This window comes from Pseudoduganella ginsengisoli (assembly GCF_009720865.1).
Classification (GTDB): Bacteria; Pseudomonadota; Gammaproteobacteria; order Burkholderiales; family Burkholderiaceae_D; genus Rugamonas; species Rugamonas ginsengisoli.
This window is the reverse complement of record NZ_WNLA01000011.1, coordinates 33,540-50,244: the sequence shown is the minus strand read 5'-3', so window position 1 is coordinate 50,244 and position 16,705 is coordinate 33,540. Positions and strand designations below refer to the sequence as shown.

12 protein-coding genes are annotated in these 16,705 nt (G+C 59.8%); 3 read left to right on the top strand and 9 right to left on the bottom strand.

Features of this window, described 5'->3' with window-relative positions; all coding sequences use genetic code 11:
* Window positions 1-18 precede the first annotated feature (18 nt).
* Window positions 19-2,118: a cytochrome c biogenesis protein ResB gene (locus GM668_RS16545; protein WP_155440059.1), complete on the bottom strand. Its 2,100-nt coding sequence runs from the start codon at window positions 2,116-2,118 to the stop codon at window positions 19-21.
* A gap of 163 nt (window positions 2,119-2,281) precedes the next feature.
* The gene (locus GM668_RS16540; RefSeq protein WP_155440058.1) at window positions 2,282-2,938 is read right to left on the bottom strand and encodes a c-type cytochrome; all 657 of its coding nucleotides are present in this window, start codon (window positions 2,936-2,938) and stop codon (window positions 2,282-2,284) included.
* Between the two features lie 173 nt (window positions 2,939-3,111).
* On the opposite strand from GM668_RS16540, the gene yihA reads away from it, so the two are divergent.
* Both yihA and hemB read left to right on the top strand, forming a co-directional pair.
* Window positions 3,112-3,828: a ribosome biogenesis GTP-binding protein YihA/YsxC gene (gene yihA, locus GM668_RS16535; protein WP_155440057.1), complete on the top strand. Its 717-nt coding sequence runs from the start codon at window positions 3,112-3,114 to the stop codon at window positions 3,826-3,828.
* Window positions 3,829-3,853: 25 nt separating this feature from the next.
* Complete coding sequence (hemB, locus tag GM668_RS16530; RefSeq protein ID WP_155440056.1) at window positions 3,854-4,858, top strand: porphobilinogen synthase; 1,005 nt, start codon at window positions 3,854-3,856, stop codon at window positions 4,856-4,858.
* Between the two features lie 195 nt (window positions 4,859-5,053).
* Here the strand turns inward: hemB and GM668_RS16525 are convergent, their stop codons facing one another.
* From GM668_RS16525 to GM668_RS16500, 6 genes are all read right to left on the bottom strand, one after another.
* Window positions 5,054-6,514 carry a high affinity choline transporter 1 gene (locus GM668_RS16525; protein ID WP_155440055.1) on the bottom strand — a complete coding sequence of 487 codons (1,461 nt, stop codon included), beginning with the start codon at window positions 6,512-6,514 and terminating at the stop codon, window positions 5,054-5,056.
* A gap of 115 nt (window positions 6,515-6,629) precedes the next feature.
* Complete coding sequence (locus GM668_RS16520; RefSeq protein ID WP_371868716.1) at window positions 6,630-7,460, bottom strand: hypothetical protein; 831 nt, start codon at window positions 7,458-7,460, stop codon at window positions 6,630-6,632.
* Between the two features lie 283 nt (window positions 7,461-7,743).
* Complete coding sequence (locus tag GM668_RS16515) at window positions 7,744-10,890, bottom strand: efflux RND transporter permease subunit (RefSeq protein ID WP_155440054.1); 3,147 nt, start codon at window positions 10,888-10,890, stop codon at window positions 7,744-7,746.
* Window positions 10,887-12,095, bottom strand: a complete 1,209-nt coding sequence (locus tag GM668_RS16510) for an efflux RND transporter periplasmic adaptor subunit (RefSeq protein WP_155440185.1) — start codon at window positions 12,093-12,095, stop codon at window positions 10,887-10,889. The genes GM668_RS16515 and GM668_RS16510 overlap by 4 nt, the downstream gene beginning before the upstream one ends.
* Window positions 12,096-12,119: 24 nt before the next feature.
* Complete coding sequence (locus GM668_RS16505; protein WP_371868715.1) at window positions 12,120-13,475, bottom strand: ATP-binding protein; 1,356 nt, start codon at window positions 13,473-13,475, stop codon at window positions 12,120-12,122.
* On the bottom strand, window positions 13,472-14,197 hold the full coding sequence (locus GM668_RS16500) for a response regulator (protein ID WP_155440053.1): 726 nt from the start codon (window positions 14,195-14,197) through the stop codon (window positions 13,472-13,474). Before GM668_RS16500 ends, GM668_RS16505 begins: the two co-directional genes overlap by 4 nt.
* Window positions 14,198-14,390: 193 nt before the next feature.
* Here GM668_RS16500 and GM668_RS16495 point away from each other — a divergent pair, with 193 nt between their 5' ends.
* Window positions 14,391-14,903 (top strand): Spy/CpxP family protein refolding chaperone, encoded by a 513-nt coding sequence (locus tag GM668_RS16495; RefSeq protein WP_229499424.1) that lies wholly within the window; start codon window positions 14,391-14,393, stop codon window positions 14,901-14,903.
* A 43-nt stretch (window positions 14,904-14,946) separates the two neighbouring features.
* Here the strand turns inward: GM668_RS16495 and dsbD are convergent, their stop codons facing one another.
* Window positions 14,947-16,698 (bottom strand): protein-disulfide reductase DsbD, encoded by a 1,752-nt coding sequence (gene dsbD / locus GM668_RS16490; protein ID WP_155440052.1) that lies wholly within the window; start codon window positions 16,696-16,698, stop codon window positions 14,947-14,949.
* Window positions 16,699-16,705: the final 7 nt, after the last annotated feature.

The window sequence follows — 16,705 nt, the reverse complement described above, 5'->3', positions numbered from 1 at the left end:
CACTGCCGATTTACCAGCTTACGCCGGTTGCGGCAGCTTTTGCTTCAATTCCTCGAATTCCTTATGGAAATCCAGGGTTTTGCGCTGCGTGCTCATGGCCATCAGCGCATGGCTGCTGCCCTCGCCATTGTCTTTAATCCAGATCCACAGCCGGCGTTCGCGGATATAAAACATGGCAAATACGCCCAGTACGAGGAACAGGCACCCCAGGTACACAACGGATTTGCCTGGCGACTTGGTGACCTGGAACACGGACGCTTTCACTTCCGTATAGTCATCCAATTGCAGGAACACGGGTGCGCCATACAGGAAGCTGTCCGACAGCGCGTTGGTGGCTTGCTGCAGGAAACGGCCATGCACCTCATCACCTTCAACCGGCGCAACGCCTGCTTTTTCACGGGCGGCTTGCCACAATTCCCACATGCTGCCGTTCAAGATTTTCATGAAGATATCGGCAGCCTTGCCCTGCTCCGCTTCCGGCACCTTTTCCAGGAAACGGGAAATCGCCATGAAGCCGGCCTGGGAGCCGCCTTTGCCCCCACCGGAAAACAAGGTCAGGCCGCGCAGTGCGGATTCCTGCAGCTGGCCGCGCAACGCGTCCGAACCGCCGGACGCCGGCGTGGCGCGGCGTGCATAGCGTTCCGCGGCGATCGCGCGCAATTCCGGCTGTTGCAGCGCAGCGCGGATGCGCATCCATTCCCCCACCGTATGGTTGTCGTCGGCAGGAATGCGCAAGTAGCTGAACGGGTCGTTCGGATTGGCGCGGACACCGGCCAGGAACACCGGCATGCCTTCCAGTTGCACAGGCTGCATGTAATTCTGGAATTCGCGCGCCTGCCCCGTCTTGTCGCGCAATTTATATTGCACGCTGGGGCCCACATTTTTCAAATCCTTGTTGTTGGCATTTTTCGCAGCGGAACCCAGTTGCTTGTCGAGGCCGCGGGCAAAGCTGTCTTCCAGCTTTTCGCCTTTGGTGACGGCGCGTGCATCTTGCGTGGCCGTGTTTTCCACGTTGAATGGACGGAAGCCCGACCATTCCACCGTGTATTCCTCGTTGAGCTTGGTCGAGCCGCCCACTTCGCCTTCCAGCGCAAACGTGTCCGGCTTGGCGCCCGCCATCGGGTAGCCCTTCAACTTCAGCCTGGTGCCGCCATCTTCAAAGCTGGACTGGTAGACGGCCAAGCCTTTGTAAATCAGCGGCTTGTTCACTTCAATGACGGCTTTGACTTTTTCACCGGACGCGTGGTCGCGCACTTCCACTTCACTGGCAAACAGTTTCGGCATGCCCGTACTGTAGAAATCAATGTTGAACTTTTTCAGTTCAATGGTGAAGGGCAGTTCCTGGATCAGCACGCCATCGGCGCGGTTAATGATGGCGGTATTGCTGGCCTGGCCTTCGGGAATCGCGGTATTGGCGCGGAACGTCGGGTTGGCCGTGCTGAGGCGGTGCTGCGCGGGAATGTTGGCAATCAAGCCGCTGCCGGTAAATGGCGTCTTGCCCAGAAACCATTCCTGCAGGCGGATGGGAATGTCGGAATCCAGCAAGCCGCCGATACAAATAATCACGATGGCGGCGTGGGCAAACATATAGCCGAACTTGTTGCCGGCGCCGCGTTTGGCTGTCACCAGGGTGGCATGTTCTTTTTCCACCAGCTTGGCCTGGTAGCCTGCATGGCCCAGGCGCTGCAGCATTTGCTGCGCCAGCGCAGCACGCGGCAGCGGCGCATTCCAGTCGGCTTTATCGTGGAAGTTCAACAGCGACTGTTCGCGCACGTTTTCGCGCCACGAACGCATGTCGCGCAGCATTTTCGGCGTATTGCGGATGATGCACAGCGTGGTCGACGTCACCAGCGTCCCCATCAACACCAGGAACCACCACGCCGAATACACAGAATACAGGCCCAGCTTGTCGAACACTTCAAACCAGAATGGCCCGAACTGGTTGACGTAATTCCCCATCGGCTGGTTTTGCTGCATCACTGTGCCAATCACGGCGGCAATGGCAATGACCACCAGGACAGCGATGGCGAAACGCATCGACGACAGCAGTTCGATGAAACTGTTGAATGCCGGACGGCGGGTTTTCAGGGTAATACCGGCGGTGCTGGTGGTGCTCATGCGGAAAACTATCTCAAATTAAACGGCGGCCAGGGTGCCCCGCGGAGAATAACACTGATATTCCATCCCCGCTAAAGTCCTTAAGCCCGTCTTAAAATGTGTAGAAACAAAAAAAAGCGGCCCCTTTCCGGAAACCGCTTTTTTGACTACGCGAGGCCAGAAATTACTTCAGGCCGGCCACGTAATCCGAAACTGCCTTAATTTCATCATCGGACAGGCGCTTGGCAATGGTGGACATTTCCGCGCTGTTCTTGCGGCCATCCTGGCGGAATGCCGTCAGCTGTGCCGCCGTGTAATCCTGGTGCTGGCCGGCCAGGCGCGGGTACAGCGCCGGCAAACCGCCGCCCGCCGGGCCGTGGCACGATGCGCAGGCTGGCACGTGTTTCTCGGCAATGCCACCGCGGTAAATCTTTTTACCCAGTTCGATCGTGTCTTTGTTCTTGGCAGCGCCAGCCTTTGGCGTCTGCGACGACAGGTAAGCAGCGATGTTCTTTTTCTCGTCTTCCGACAGCATTTTTGCGTACGTCGTCATGACCGGGTTATTACGCGACGGGCTGGCGAAATTCTCCAGCTGCTTGTACAGGTACGCTTCCGGCTGGCCGGACAATTTAGGATTGGTGGAGATGGTGGAATTGCCGGAGGCGCCGTGGCACGACGCGCAAGCTGGCAAACCGCGTGCGTTATCGCCATCGGCGTACAGGGTGGCGCCTTTGGCGGCATCGGCTTTGGCCGGTGCTGCGGCATGTTCGGCAGCCGATGCGGCGCCACAAATGGCAAGAACAGCAACAAGCAGGGACTTCACAGAAAACGCACGATTCATTCAAACACCCTGAGACAAGTGAAAAAAATGGTTGGATTGCTTATATTGGAGGCATGTGGCTGATTCAGAAACGCGCCTCTTATTCCTTTTATGCATAACAACAATTCGTAACCCCTTATTGTACAATAGCTTTTCTGCGTTATACCTTCCCTTGTTGCATTTCTGCCCATCCCATGTCCAAACTCTGGCAAGCCCGCTTCTTTACCACCGTCAATCATTTGCGCGACCTGCCAAAGACGACGGTGCCTGAAATCGCCTTTGCCGGCCGTTCCAACGCCGGTAAATCGACCACCATTAACACCCTGTGCAACCAGAAAGGGTTGGCGTTTGCATCGAAAACGCCCGGCCGTACCCAGCACATCAACTTCTTCTCGATTGGCGGCGCCCATGTGGCCATGCACCGCAAGGACGAGACGAATGTCGATGAAATCCGCGCAATGATCGTGGACTTGCCGGGCTATGGCTACGCGGAAGTGTCCGGAGACACCAAGCTGTACTGGCAGCGTTTGCTGGGCGACTACGTGCAGCAGCGTGAACAAATTGCCGCGCTGATCCTCATCATGGATTCGCGCCGCCCGTTCACGGACCTGGACGTGCAAATGCTGGAATGGTTCGCGCCGACCGGCAAGCCGATCCATTGCATACTCACCAAAGTTGACAAGCTGACCCGCAACGATGCCACCAATGCGCTGCGCCAGGCCAAGGCCAAACTGGACAGTTATGTGGATGAAGACGGCGAAGGCTTCCCATTCACCGTGCAATTGTTTTCCGCACTGAAGCGTATCGGTATCGAAGAAGCCACGGCCAAGATTACTGAACTGGCCGGGCTCGATGACGACGCCGCTGCCGCGCAAGTGGCGGCGATCGATACGCCTGACGACGACGCTTAATACTTTCCCCCTTGAAGGAGTTTTGATGCCCACCAACAGCAACTTTCCTCTGATCCGCATGCGCCGCATGCGCCGCGATCCCTTCTCGCGCGCCATGATGCGTGAAAACGTCATCACGGCGGGCGACTTGATTTACCCGGTCTTCATCCTGGACGGCGCAAACCGCCGCGAGCCAGTGCTGACCATGCCGGGTGTGGAGCGCGTATCGGTGGATTTGCTGATGAAGGTGGCGGAAGAATGCGTCAACTTGGGCATACCCGTGCTGTCGCTGTTCCCGAACATCGATCCATCGCTGAAAACCAATGATGGCGTGGAAGCCACGAATCCGGAAGGTTTGATTCCGCGCGCCGTGCGCGAATTGAAAAAACACTTCCCGGAACTGGGCATCATGACGGACGTGGCGCTGGATCCCTATACCAGCCACGGCCAGGATGGCACCGTCGATGACAAGGGGTCGATCCTCAATGATGAAACCACGGAAATGCTGGTACGCCAGGCGCTGACGCAGGCGGAATGCGGCGTCGATATCGTCGGCCCGTCCGACATGATGGATGGCCGCATCGGCGCCATTCGTGAAGCGCTGGAAAACAAAGGGCTGATCCACACGCGCATCATGGCGTATTCGGCCAAGTATGCGTCCGCGTTCTATGGCCCGTTCCGCGATGCGGTCGGTTCCGCCGCTGCGCTGGGCAAGGCCGACAAGAATACGTACCAGATGGATCCGGCCAATACCGATGAAGCGCTGCGCGAAGTGGCGCTCGATATCGCGGAAGGCGCCGACATGGTGATGGTGAAGCCGGGCATGCCTTACCTGGACATCGTGCGCCGCGTGAAAGATGAATTCAAGGTGCCGACGTTTGCTTACCAGGTGTCCGGTGAATACGCGATGCTGAAGGCCGCTGCGCAAAACGGCTGGCTCGATCACGACAAAGTCATGATGGAATCCATGATGGCGTTCAAGCGCGCCGGCGCGGATGGCGTGCTGACGTACTTTGCGCTGGATATCGCGCGCAAATTGAAAACTCAATAAACAAAGGCGGCCGAAGCCGCCTCTTGTTGCACGCAAGCGCCCGCTCCCGGGCGCTTTGCTTTTGTGCCGCCAAAAAACACTTGGGGCCTGGCCCCTTTAGCACTATCGTTCGCACGGAGCACGATAGTGCTAAAAGGGCCAGGCCCTAATAGGAAAGGGCCTGGCCCTAATAGGAATTATCCGGACTCGGCCGCGTTAGGCCAGCCCTTTTACGTGGTGCTTGGCATCGCTGCGGTTGCGCAGCACTTGCGGCGCCAGCGAGCCGATGACCATGCCGGCAAACGCCGCCAGCAAGCCTGCCAGCTGGCCCGGGAACAGCTCACCCAGCGAGGAAACCTGCGGGAAGAACACGATCCACGTGGCGATCCCCGCGCCCAGCGACAAAATCGCGCCCTGCGTCGTCGCACGCTTCCAGTACAAGCCCGTCACCAGCGGCACAAACGCACCCACCAGCGTCACCTGATACGCCGACGACACCAGGTCATAAATCGACGTGCCCTTCATCGCAATCGCATACGACAGCACCAGCGCGGCAAAAATCACGATGGTGGTACGCATGGCCAGCAATTGCTGCTTGTCGCCCATTTCCGGGCGCAGGTTTTTCAAAATGTTTTCCACGAAGCTGGTCGATGGCGCCAGCAACGTTGCGGACGACGTGCTCTTGATTGCCGACAGCAATGCGCCGAAGAACAGGATTTGCATAACCAGCGGCATCTTGGTCAGCACGAAAGTCGGCAACAGGCGCTGGTAATCGCTTTTTGCCATTTCCATGCCCTGCTCGCCCAGCACGATCACGGCGCACGCGACGATAAACATGGGCACGGCAGCAAACAGGATATAGCTGGAACCGCCAATCACGGCGCCCAGGCGGGCAGTCGGCGCATCCTTGGCCGACATCACGCGCTGGAACACGTCTTGCTGCGGAATACTGCCAAACATCATGGTGACGCCGGCGCCGATAAACATCGCGATATCCGTGAATTTTGCATCCGGCAAGAAATTCCACAAGTTGCGGTCATTCACCATGGCCATGACATTGCCCGCGCCGCCCGCCAGGTCGGCAGAGAAAATTGCAATCACGGCCAGGCCCAGCACCAGCACGATCATCTGGATAAAGTCTGTCCACGCCACCGCCAGGAAACCACCCACCACCACATAGATCAGCACGGCCAGCGTACCGACGATCATGCCGGCAGTTTCCGACATGGCGCCATTGGTCAATACGGAAAACACGAGGCCCAGCGCGGTAATCTGCGCAGCAACCCAGCCCAGGTAGCTCAAAATAATCGCAACCGAGCAAAACACTTCAATGCCCTTGCCAAAGCGCTGGCGGTAAAAGTCGCCAATTGTCAGCAAGTTCAGCTTGTACAGCTTGGTTGCAAAGAACAGGCCGACAAGAATCAGGCATGTGCCGGCGCCAAACGGATCTTCGATCAGGGAATTCAAGCCGCCCTGCACGAATTTCGCAGGTATCCCCATCACGGTTTCCGCGCCAAACCACGTGGCGAACGTGGTGGTCACCACCATAATCAGGGGCAGGCTGCGGCCTGCGACAGCGAAGTCCGTCGTATTCTTGATGCGGGTGCCGGCCCAGACGCCCAGCGCCAAGGTGCCCAGCAAATAGAGCACGACAAAAGAAATCAGGGTGATGTTCATCGTTCAGGGTGAGTAAGCAAAGTTCAGTGCGGAAAATTTGGGCGATTATAGCGGCAGAACATTGCTGAAATGTAGTTATGGCTAGAAAAAGGCTACAACTACAACAGCCTGATTTTCACCCTCGGGCGCGCCGGTATTCCGGGAAGATTTCCTTCAACAGGAATGCTTCCAGTTCCGCCTGGTACGGCTTCGCGGCATTCATCTTGACCGTGTGGCCCAGGCGCTGCGAATCCCATTCAAATTCGCCCGGTTTTTCCTTGCGGATCACTTCAATCATCTTGCGCACGACCGCTGTTTCAATATCCGGTTCCGCGCCCACTTCCACGTGGTATTGCTGCAGCCACTGGCGCTTGAAGTTGGTATTCCAGCCACGGAACTTGAAGTCCGCACTGAGCGACGTGCGGTTCAGCACCTGGAACACGCCGCCTGTTTCATCGCGCTCACCGGCGGCATTGCGGCCCTGCGCCCCCATGATGTTGGCGCGCGCCACGCGGGCGGCGCGCTGGGCTTCGGACTCTTCCGGTTCAGCCTGCTGCGGTTGCGGATTTTCCTGTGCACGGCGCTTGCGGGCGGCTTCCACCCGCGCCTGCATATCGACTTCCTGTACCGGCGTAATCGTCTGCATCGGCGATTGCACGGGCGGCACGTACACTTCCTGGCGGGGCGCCGATGGCGCGGGTTTGGAAATGGCTTTGGCCACGCGCTGCTGGTGCACAGGTTCCGGCTTCTTCGGTTCCGGTTTCGCCGGTTTTTCTGGTTTCGGCGTGGGTTTCTGCGCCAGCGGCGCGATCCACACCATTTCGCCTTCTTTCGCAGGCGGTTTCAGGATGATGTGGGTGCTGGGGGAAAACAGCACGTAAGCCAGCAAGGCCACGTGCAAGGCAATGGAAATACCGATGCCGACGCGGTTAGGCTTTTTCTTGCCCCAATAACCATCCGTCCGCACTTGATTTCCATCGGGCAATTTTTGGCCGCACGCGTGGCAGTACTCAGCGTGCGAGTGCGCCTGGTGTTCGTCCGTATGGGATGGGCTGAGCTGGAACAAGATGACGGACCTTCTGCACTGCGTCTAACGGTAGATGAAGAATTGAGCCGCCAGCTTACCTAAACTCGGTCTTGACGGATGTAACCGTATGTATCACTTCAGCAATAATTACGATTGCTAAATAAACAAACGGGCCGGTAACAGTCCGGCCCGTCGTATGATAGCAGCGAGAGACTGCAAGATACTAATTCGGCGTGGCAACGGCCTGGTTTTTCACTGCTTTCAGCTCAATCACGCCCGGCGCCGACGGCGCCTCTTCCGCCAATTGCGCATCCGTCATCGGTCCCGTGCCGCTGTATTTATCCAGGTACAGGTAAATCACCGGCGTGATGTACAGCGTAATGACTTGCGAGAAAATCAAGCCGCCCACCACAGCCAGGCCCAGCGGCTGGCGCAATTCCGCGCCCGCGCCCAGGCCCAGCGCGATCGGCAGCGCGCCCATCAATGCCGCCAAGGTCGTCATCATGATGGGGCGGAATCGCAAAATACATGCTTCGCGGATTGCATCGGCCGGCGCCATGCCCTGCCCCCGCTGCGCTTCCAATGCAAAGTCGATCATCATGATGGCGTTTTTCTTCACGATACCGATCAGCATCAGGATGCCGATAATGGCAATCATCGTCAGGTCCAGCCCGAACAGGCGCAGCGTCAGCAGCGCGCCCACGGCAGCCGACGGCAAGCCGGCCAAAATCGTCAGCGGGTGGATATAGCTTTCATACAGCACGCCCAGCAGCACATAGATCACGCCCAGCGCCGCGATAATCAAAATGACCTGGCTGCCTTGCGAACTCTGGAACACGGCCGCATCGCCGCCATACGTCGTGATGATCGAAGCCGGCAAGCCCATTTCCATGCCCATTTTTTCTATCTTGCCCGTGGCGCGGCCCAGCGGCACGTCTGGCGCCAGGTTGAAGGAAATCGTGATGGCTTGCAGCTGGCCCTGGTGGTTGACGGACGTTGGGCCCACCGTGCGCTCCACGGTGGCAAAGCTGGACAGCTGCACCAGCTGGCCTGCCTTGTTGCGCACGGAAATTTTGGTCAGCGCATCATCGAACTGGCGGTCTTCCGTTGCGGCTTCGAGGATCACGAAGTAGCTGGCGGCCGATGAATAAATCGTCGACACCTGGCGCTCGCCGAACGCCAGGTACAGCGCACTGCGGATGGCGGCGATCTCGACACCCAGCGTATTGGCCTTGTCGCGGTCGATTTTCAGCGACGCCTGCAAGCCCTTGTTTTGCGAATCGCTCGTCACGTCGCGGAAGTCCTGGTCGCTGCGCATGCGTTCCTGCAGCTTGCTGGCCCAGTCATTGAGCGCATCCGGGCTGACCGATTGCAAGGTGTACTGGTAGCGGCTCTTCGACGGGCGGCCACCCAGCTGCAAGTTTTGCGTGGGGCGCAGGTACACATTCATGCCCGGCACCTGGCGCAGTGATTTGCGCAGGCTGTCCAGCACTTGCGGCATTTTGTCCCGCTCACCGCGGGCTTTTAGCACGAGGAACATGCGGCCGGTATTCGAGCCGCCGACAAACGACGTCACGTCCTGCACGTTGGGATTGTTGCGGGCGACTTCCACCACCTTCATTTGCAATTCCAGCATGGCGCTTGAAGAAATATCTTCCGACGCTTCCGTCGTGGCCTGGATCTGGCCCAAGTCTTCTTCCGGGAAGAAGCCTTTCGGGATATCAATGTACATCCAGATCGTCAGGGCAAACGTGCCGATGGCAATGGCCAGCACGACGGCGCGGTGCCGCAGCGCGACGTCGAGCGTGCGGGCATAGCCATTGCGCAGGCGGGTAAAGCCCGCTTCAAACCAGCGGCCGATCAAGCCGCCCGCCTGTTCATGGTGCGCATCTTCGTGCGACAGCAGGCGCGACGACAGCATCGGCACCAGGGTCAGCGACACGATGGCCGACACCAGCACGGACAAGCCCACGACGACCGCGAATTCGTGGAACAGCAAACCAATCACGCCCGGCATGAAGAAGATCGGGATGAACACGGCCACCAGCGAAATGGAAATCGAAATAATCGTAAAGCCCATTTCACGGGACCCGGCCAGCGCGGCTTGCAGCGGCTTCTTGCCCAGCTCCAGGTGGCGCACGATATTTTCCAGCACGACGATGGCGTCATCGACCACGAGGCCGACCGCCAAGGTAATGCCCAGCAGGGAAACATTGTCGAGGCTATAACCCAGCGCGTACAGCAGCGCCAGCGCGCCCAGCAGCGAAATCGGCATCGTGATGCCGGGGATGAACGTGGCAGCCGCTTTGCGCAGGAACAGGAAAATCACCAGCACCACCAGCGCCACCGTCAGCGCCAACGTCAGATTCACGTCGTGGATGGCTTCGCGGATCGATACGGAACGGTCGTTGACGAGGTTGATGCGCACGGATTGCGGCAATTGCGCGTGGAAGCGTGGCAGCAAACTGCGCACGCCATCAACCACTTGCACGGTATTGGCGTCCGGCTGGCGCTGCACTTGCAGCACAATGGAACGCTCGCCGTTATAGCTGCCGGCCGCCTTGATCGACTGGTACGAGTCTTCGACGGCCGCCACGTCCTTGAGGCGCACGGGCTGGCCATTGCGGTTGGCAATGATCAATTCAGCAAATTCCGCTGCCCTCATCAATTGCGCATTGCCCTGGATGGTCAGCGTCTGGTTCGGGCCATCGAGGATACCCAGCGGCGTATTGGCATTGGCGGACTTGATGGCGGCGGCCAGTTCATCCAGCGTCATGTTGCGGGCATTGAGCAAGTCCGCCTTGGCGCGGATCCGCACGGCAAAGCGCTTTTGGCCATTGACGGTCACTTGCGCGACGCCGGGCAAGGTCGACAGGCTGGGTGCAATCAGGTTTTCCGCATAATCATTCAATTCCGACAACGACAGCGATGGCGACGTCATGGCCAGGAACATCACGGGCGCATCGGCCGGATTGACTTTGCGGTACGACGGGATATCCGTCATTTCCTGCGGCAGCGAGCGCTGGGCGCGCAGCAGCGCGGCCTGTACATCGACGGCTGCTTCATTGACGTTGATGCTGGGGTCGAATTCCAAGGTCAGCGACGTATTGCCCAGCGTGCTGGTGGACGTGATCAGGGCCACGCCGGCAATCGTGGAAAACTGCTTTTCCAGCGGCAGCGCGACGGACGACGCCATGGTTTCCGGGCTGGCGCCCGGCAAGTCCGCACTGACGTTGATGACGGGCGTGTTATAGCTGGGCAGCGCCGCGACGGGGATGTGGGTGTACGCCAGCACGCCGGCCAGGATCAGGCTCAGCGACAGCAGCACCACCATGACAGGGCGGCGTATGCACAGTTCGGACAGGTTCATGCTGCGCTATCCTTTTTCTTTCGGCCTTCGCCCTTGCCGCTTTTATCCGTTTTGCCGCCATCGGCGCCCGCTTCGGCAATTTTCACCTTGGCGCCGGGGCGCAGGTTTTGCTTGCCTTCGACAATGACTTTTTCATCGCCGTTCAGACCCGTGACGGCAGCATAAGGACCAAACGAATGCACGCGGACGATGTTGGCGACTTTGGCTGTATGGTCTTCCGCGACAGTGTAGACAAACGTGCCGCGGGTATTGGTAATGATAGCGTTTTGCGGCACCACCAACGCATCTTTCAGCGTTTGCACGGTGAGTTTCGCGTTCACGTACTGGCCTGGCCACAGGCGCGTGGCGCTGTTGTCGAATTCCGCCTTGACCTTGATGACGCCAGCCTGCGCATCGACGGCATTGTCGATGAAGCTCAAATGCCCCTGGAAATCCTGGCCGCCGGACGTCACCTGCACCGGCACCTTGCCCGCCTGCTTGGCAGCCAGCAGCGCGCCCAGCGCACTTTCCGGTAACGTGAACGATACGTTGATGGGGTTCAGCTGCGTCACCGTGGTCAGTGACGTTGCCATTTGCACCAGGCTGCCGGGATACACGTTGATCGCGCCCACTCTGCCGGACAGCGGCGCGCGGATCGTGTTGTAGCCGGCGCCCACTTGCGCGGCTTGCGCGGCGGCCTGGTCGGCAGCCAGCAGCGCCTTGGCCGCTTCCACCTGGCTGCGCAAGGTATCGACGGCGCCCTGCGCAATGAAATTCTGCGACAGCAATTCCTGGCTGCGCTTGTACTGGCGTTCCAGGTCCATCAGGCTGGCGCGGTCGCGCTGCACTTGCGCCAGGGCTTTTTCCACGTTGGCGCTGTCGGTGCGGCTATCCAGTGAAAACATCAACTGGCCCTGTTTGACGAAGTCGCCTTCCTTGATGTGCACCTTGGTGATGGTGCTGGTGGTCTGCGGGTGCAGATCAACGGTGGACAGCGGCGACACGGTGCCATTGGCCTGCAATATCACGGCCACGTCCTGGCGCTGCGGCGCCACCACGTTGACAGCCGTGGGACCTTGCTGGCCGCCGCCTTTGCCCTGCCCCTGGCCCTGCGCTTGCGCAGCGGGGGAGCCTGCTGCCTGCGGCGCGGGTTTCGTATAGAACCAGGCGCCGGCGCCAACTACGGCTGCTGCGCCCACCAGGGTGGCCAGTGTGGATTTCTTCATCATCAATTGGATGGCCCGGGGGCCTTAATTACCTGCGTAGTATTCGGGAACAACCAGCGTGACTTCCAGCCCGCCGTCTGGATGGTTGGCCAGCGCCAGGCTGGCGCCGTGCTGTTCTGCGATATTGCGGGCGATGGTCAGCCCCAGCCCGGTGCCGCCGGACTCGCGTGAACGGGAACTTTCAATGCGATAAAACGGTTCAAACACTTGCGCCAGCTGGTCCGGGGCGATGCCGGGGCCGCTGTCGCGGATGCGGATACGGGCGGCGCCCACCATGCGTTCCACGGTGACGCCGGCATTGTGGCCATACTTGACCGCGTTATCGAGCAAATTCACGAGGCAGCGGCGGATCGCCAGCGGGCGGCCCATCAGCGCCATCGAGGCGCGGCCTTTCAAGGTGACTTCCTGGCCCGCGTCGGCCGCGTCGGAACACACGCTATCAAGCAGCGAATCCAGGTCCAGCGCCTGCATGGTTTCCGTGCTATCCATGCTGCGCGCCAGGTCAAGGCCCTCCTTGACCATTTGCTGCGTGGCGGACAAGTCGCCCAGCAGCTTGTGCTGCAAATCCGCGTCCGGCACTTTTTCCAGCCGCAGGCGCATGCGCGTCAGCGGCGTCTGCAAATCGTGGGTAATGGCGGCCAGCATTTGCGTGCGCTGGAAAATATGCTGGCGGATGCGCGCCTGCATGGCATTGAACGCGGCAGCCGCCTGGCGGATTTCCGCCGCGCCCCGCAATGCCAGCGGCGGACGGTTGATGTCGTCGCCCAGATCGCGCGCAGCCTTGGCCAGCTGTTTCAGCGGACGCACCGTCATGCGGGTGACGAGGAACGCCAGCGCAATGATGGAGAAAAAGAATGGCACGAAGGTGGCGATTTCATTTTGCCCCGTTGGTGGCGGCGGTTTCGGCGGCAGCACGGTCAGGCGCATGACGGTGCCGTCGTGCATCAGCACATTCATGGCTTCGCACGTGCCGCGCCATTGAGCGGGGCCGAAGATGGAATTGATCTGGCGCGGTTCATCGCATGCGGCTGGACGGTCGCCGACCGGCACGACTTTATATTGGCCGCCGAGGCGGGCCGCCAGCTGGCGGGAAAAATCCGTTTGCGCGGAACCGCCCATGATCACATCATTCGTGGTTTCCAGCTTGATGGCGCCCTTGGCGGCAATGCGCTGGTACATGTCGCGCGCTTCCGGCTTGATGACGGCGGCAATGGCAATCAATTCTTCCGCACGGTCCAGCGCATACGCATCGCGGTACCGTTCGACGGTGCGCTGGCGCTCCATGACGGCCAGGTACTGGGTCAGCGACGCCGACGCCACGATGCCCAGCAACAGGACAGCAAACACCCTGCCCGTCATCGACATCCAGAACGCTTTCACGCCGACTCCACGGAGACGGCGCCGGCCAGCACGTAGCCGCCATTGCGCACGGTTTTGATAATTTGCGGCACGCGCGCATCTTCACCGAGCTTTTGCCGCAGGCGGCTGATTTGAATGTCGATCGAACGGTCGAACGGGTCGGCATCGCGGCCCTGTGTCAAGTTCAGCAACTGGTCGCGGTTCAGCACGCGGTTCGGATGTTCGAGGAATACTTTCAGCAAGCGGAATTCCGCGCCGGACAACATGATGACGATGCCGTCCGGATTGACCAAATGGCGCGCCGTCAAATCCAGCGTCCAGTTCGAGAAGCGCATTTTTTGCACTTTGTCGGCGCCCGCGTTCGATGGCATCGCATGGCTGCGGCGCAGCACGCTGCGGATACGGGCCAGTAATTCGCGCGGCTCGAAAGGCTTCGGCAAATAATCATCGGCGCCCATTTCCAGGCCCAGGATGCGGTCCAGCGGTTCACTGCGGGCCGTCAGCATAATCACGGGCAGCGACGACGTGGCGCGCAGCTTGCGGCACAAGGTCAGGCCATCTTCGCCCGGCATGTTCAAGTCCAGCACGATGAGGTCGGGACGGGCTTCTTCCAGCTGTTTCCACATGCCGGCGCCGTCTGCCGCGCATTGCGTGCGATAACCGTTGCCTTCCAGGTAATCGGCCAGCAACGTACGGATATCGCGGTCGTCGTCGACGATCAGAATGGTAGAAATCGGTTCCATACCTCAATTATCCTTAGTTCAGGGAGCGATAGCCAATGGCTGATTGTATCGTCTTGTATATGGTGGTTAACTATCAGCAACGCCGAAACAGTTTGATACAAAAGCTCCGGCAAGGGACACGGAAGGGAAACAGCCCGGTGCCAAGATGGTCTCATGTGCAGAACATTAGACCTGCACCCCACTGAAAGGACAGATGATGAAAACCACAATTGCAAAAACCGTCATGGTTGCCCTGCTGAGCCTGGGCGCCCTCGGCTCCACTTATGCGGCAGACCCTGTGCCAGCCGGCCGCCACGGCCATGCGCTGAACCAGGAAGAGCGCGCTGCCAAGATGGAAGAACACAAAGCAAAGTTTGCTGAAATGGTGGCCAAGCACCAGGCTGCACTGCACGACAAGCTGAAGCTGACTGCCGCACAAGAACCTGCGTGGCAAACCTTTATTGCTGCCGTGACGCCAACGTTGCCAACGATGGCAGACCGCGCTGCAGCGGCATCGATGACAACGCCTGAACGGCTGGACCAGCACCTGGCCATGGCCAAGCAGCATTTGGCGAAAATGGAAACCCGCGTGGCGGCCACCAAAGTGTTTTATGCGCAGCTGACGCCGGAACAGCAAAAAACGTTTGACGCGGAAGCTGCCAAGATGCATCACCGCTGGGGCCAGCGCATGGGCCACGGCATGATGATGCGCCATCACGGCGCCTGATTGGGGAACGCCTCCCAGCCGCTCACGGCGGGAGGCTTCAACCTCATTTCAATTTTTCCAGCGACTGCATGAATTTCTGCGCATCCTGGAAGCCCACCACGCGGGCATCGGGAATTTCCTGGCCTTGCGTATCAAACAAGATAATGCCTGGCGGGCCAAACAGCTTGAAACGCTTCAGCATGGCCTTGTCGTCCGCATCGTTGGCCGTCACATCCACTTGCAGCAGCACGGTATTGGCCAGGCGCGCCTGCACTTCCGGTTTCACGAACGTCAACTTTTCCATTTCCTTGCAGGACACGCACCAGTCCGCGTAAAAGTCCAGCAGCGCAGTCTTGCCGCCCGCTTTCGCCAGCGCGTCGTCGAGTTGCGCCACAGTCTTGATGCGCGTGAATTGCAGGCCATGCTGGGCGCCCCCTTTGCCCAGGTGCGCCAGCGGGGCCAGCAAGTCGCGGCCGCCGGTCGCCACCCCCACCAGCTGCACGCTGCCCAGCGCCAGGAAGATCAGCGACACCAGCTTGCCCGTGCGGCCGGAACGGGCCAGCAAATACAGGCCATACAGCAGGCCCAGGAATGCAAAGCCTGCCATCGATAGGGCGACCGGCAGCACGGGAGACACCAGCCACAGCGCCACGCCCAGCAACAGCACGCCAAAGAAGCGCTTGACGTGTTCCATCCACATGCCGGCGCGTGGCAGCAAGGCGCCGGCCGACACGCCGACCAGCAACAATGGCACACTCATGCCCACTGCCATGGCGAACAGCGCGCCGCCGCCAATGAGGACGTCGCGGGTCTGGCTGATGTACACCAGCGCACCGGCCAGCGGTGCCGCCACGCAAGGCCCGACGATCAGTGCGGAAATCGCGCCCATGATGAACACGCCGGCCAGGCGGCCGCCGGACTGGCGGTTCGATGCGGCGCTCAACTTGCTTTGCAGCGCAGCGGGCACTTGCAATTCATAGAAGCCAAACATCGACAGCGCAAGCAGCGCCATCAGCAAGCCAAACGCGCCCAGCACCCACGGGTTTTGCAGCGCGGCAGCCAAGCCTTCACCGGCCAGGCCGGCCGCCACGCCCAGCGCCGTGTAGACGATGGCCATGCCCAGCGAATACGTGGACGACAGCAGCAAGCCGCGCGAACGGCTGGCTTTAGCGCCGTCGCCGACCACGATGGACGACAGGATAGGCACCATTGGCAACACGCATGGCGTAAATGACAGGCCCAGGCCCAGCAACGCAAACAGCGGCAGGATGACCAGCAGGCGGCCGCCTTTCAGGGCGGATTCAATTTGGCCCAGGTCGCTTTGCTGGCTTGCGGCGCCGGTATCCGCGGCAATCTGCGCTGCGGGAGCTGGCCCGGTGCTGGTGGCCACTGGCGTACCGCCGGCTGCCATCAGACTGGCAGTCGAATCCTGCGGCGAATAGCACAAGCCTTTATCGGAGCAGCCCTGGCCCGTGACAGTCAGCGTAAATGGACCGGCGCCATCAACCGGCACCTTGATGGTGACTTGATGGCGGTAGGTTTCCACTTCCTTGTTAAACGTGTCATCGAATTTGACTTTGCCGGGCGGGATGTCCGGCTGGCCCAAGGTGGCGCCGCTGGCCTTGAAGGCAAAGCGTTCGCGGTACATGTAGTAACCGTCCGCAATATCAAAGGTGACGGCAGCAGTCTTGCCATCGACCATGCGGGCGGAGAATTTAAAGGCGACAGCGGGGTCGAGGAATTCGTCTTCAGCGTGGACAACGCCGGACACCAGCAACAGCAACGCGGCCAGCACGCGGATGATAGTTTGGAACATGACTGCT

Excerpts from the sequence above, each read along its gene's own strand:
- GM668_RS16500 (WP_155440053.1), bottom strand. The coding sequence starts at position 14,197 with ATGGAACCGATTTCTACCATTCTGATCGTCGACGACGACCGCGATATC.
- GM668_RS16510 (WP_155440185.1), bottom strand. The coding sequence starts at position 12,095 with ATGAAGAAATCCACACTGGCCACCCTGGTGGGCGCAGCAGCCGTAGTT.
- GM668_RS16515 (WP_155440054.1), bottom strand. The coding sequence starts at position 10,890 with ATGAACCTGTCCGAACTGTGCATACGCCGCCCTGTCATGGTGGTGCTG.
- GM668_RS16495 (WP_229499424.1), top strand. The coding sequence starts at position 14,391 with ATGATGAAAACCACAATTGCAAAAACCGTCATGGTTGCCCTGCTGAGC.
- dsbD (WP_155440052.1), bottom strand. The coding sequence starts at position 16,698 with ATGTTCCAAACTATCATCCGCGTGCTGGCCGCGTTGCTGTTGCTGGTG.
- GM668_RS16545 (WP_155440059.1), bottom strand. The coding sequence starts at position 2,118 with ATGAGCACCACCAGCACCGCCGGTATTACCCTGAAAACCCGCCGTCCG.
- GM668_RS16540 (WP_155440058.1), bottom strand. The coding sequence starts at position 2,938 with ATGAATCGTGCGTTTTCTGTGAAGTCCCTGCTTGTTGCTGTTCTTGCC.
- GM668_RS16525 (WP_155440055.1), bottom strand. The coding sequence starts at position 6,514 with ATGAACATCACCCTGATTTCTTTTGTCGTGCTCTATTTGCTGGGCACC.
- yihA (WP_155440057.1), top strand. The coding sequence starts at position 3,112 with ATGTCCAAACTCTGGCAAGCCCGCTTCTTTACCACCGTCAATCATTTG.
- hemB (WP_155440056.1), top strand. The coding sequence starts at position 3,854 with ATGCCCACCAACAGCAACTTTCCTCTGATCCGCATGCGCCGCATGCGC.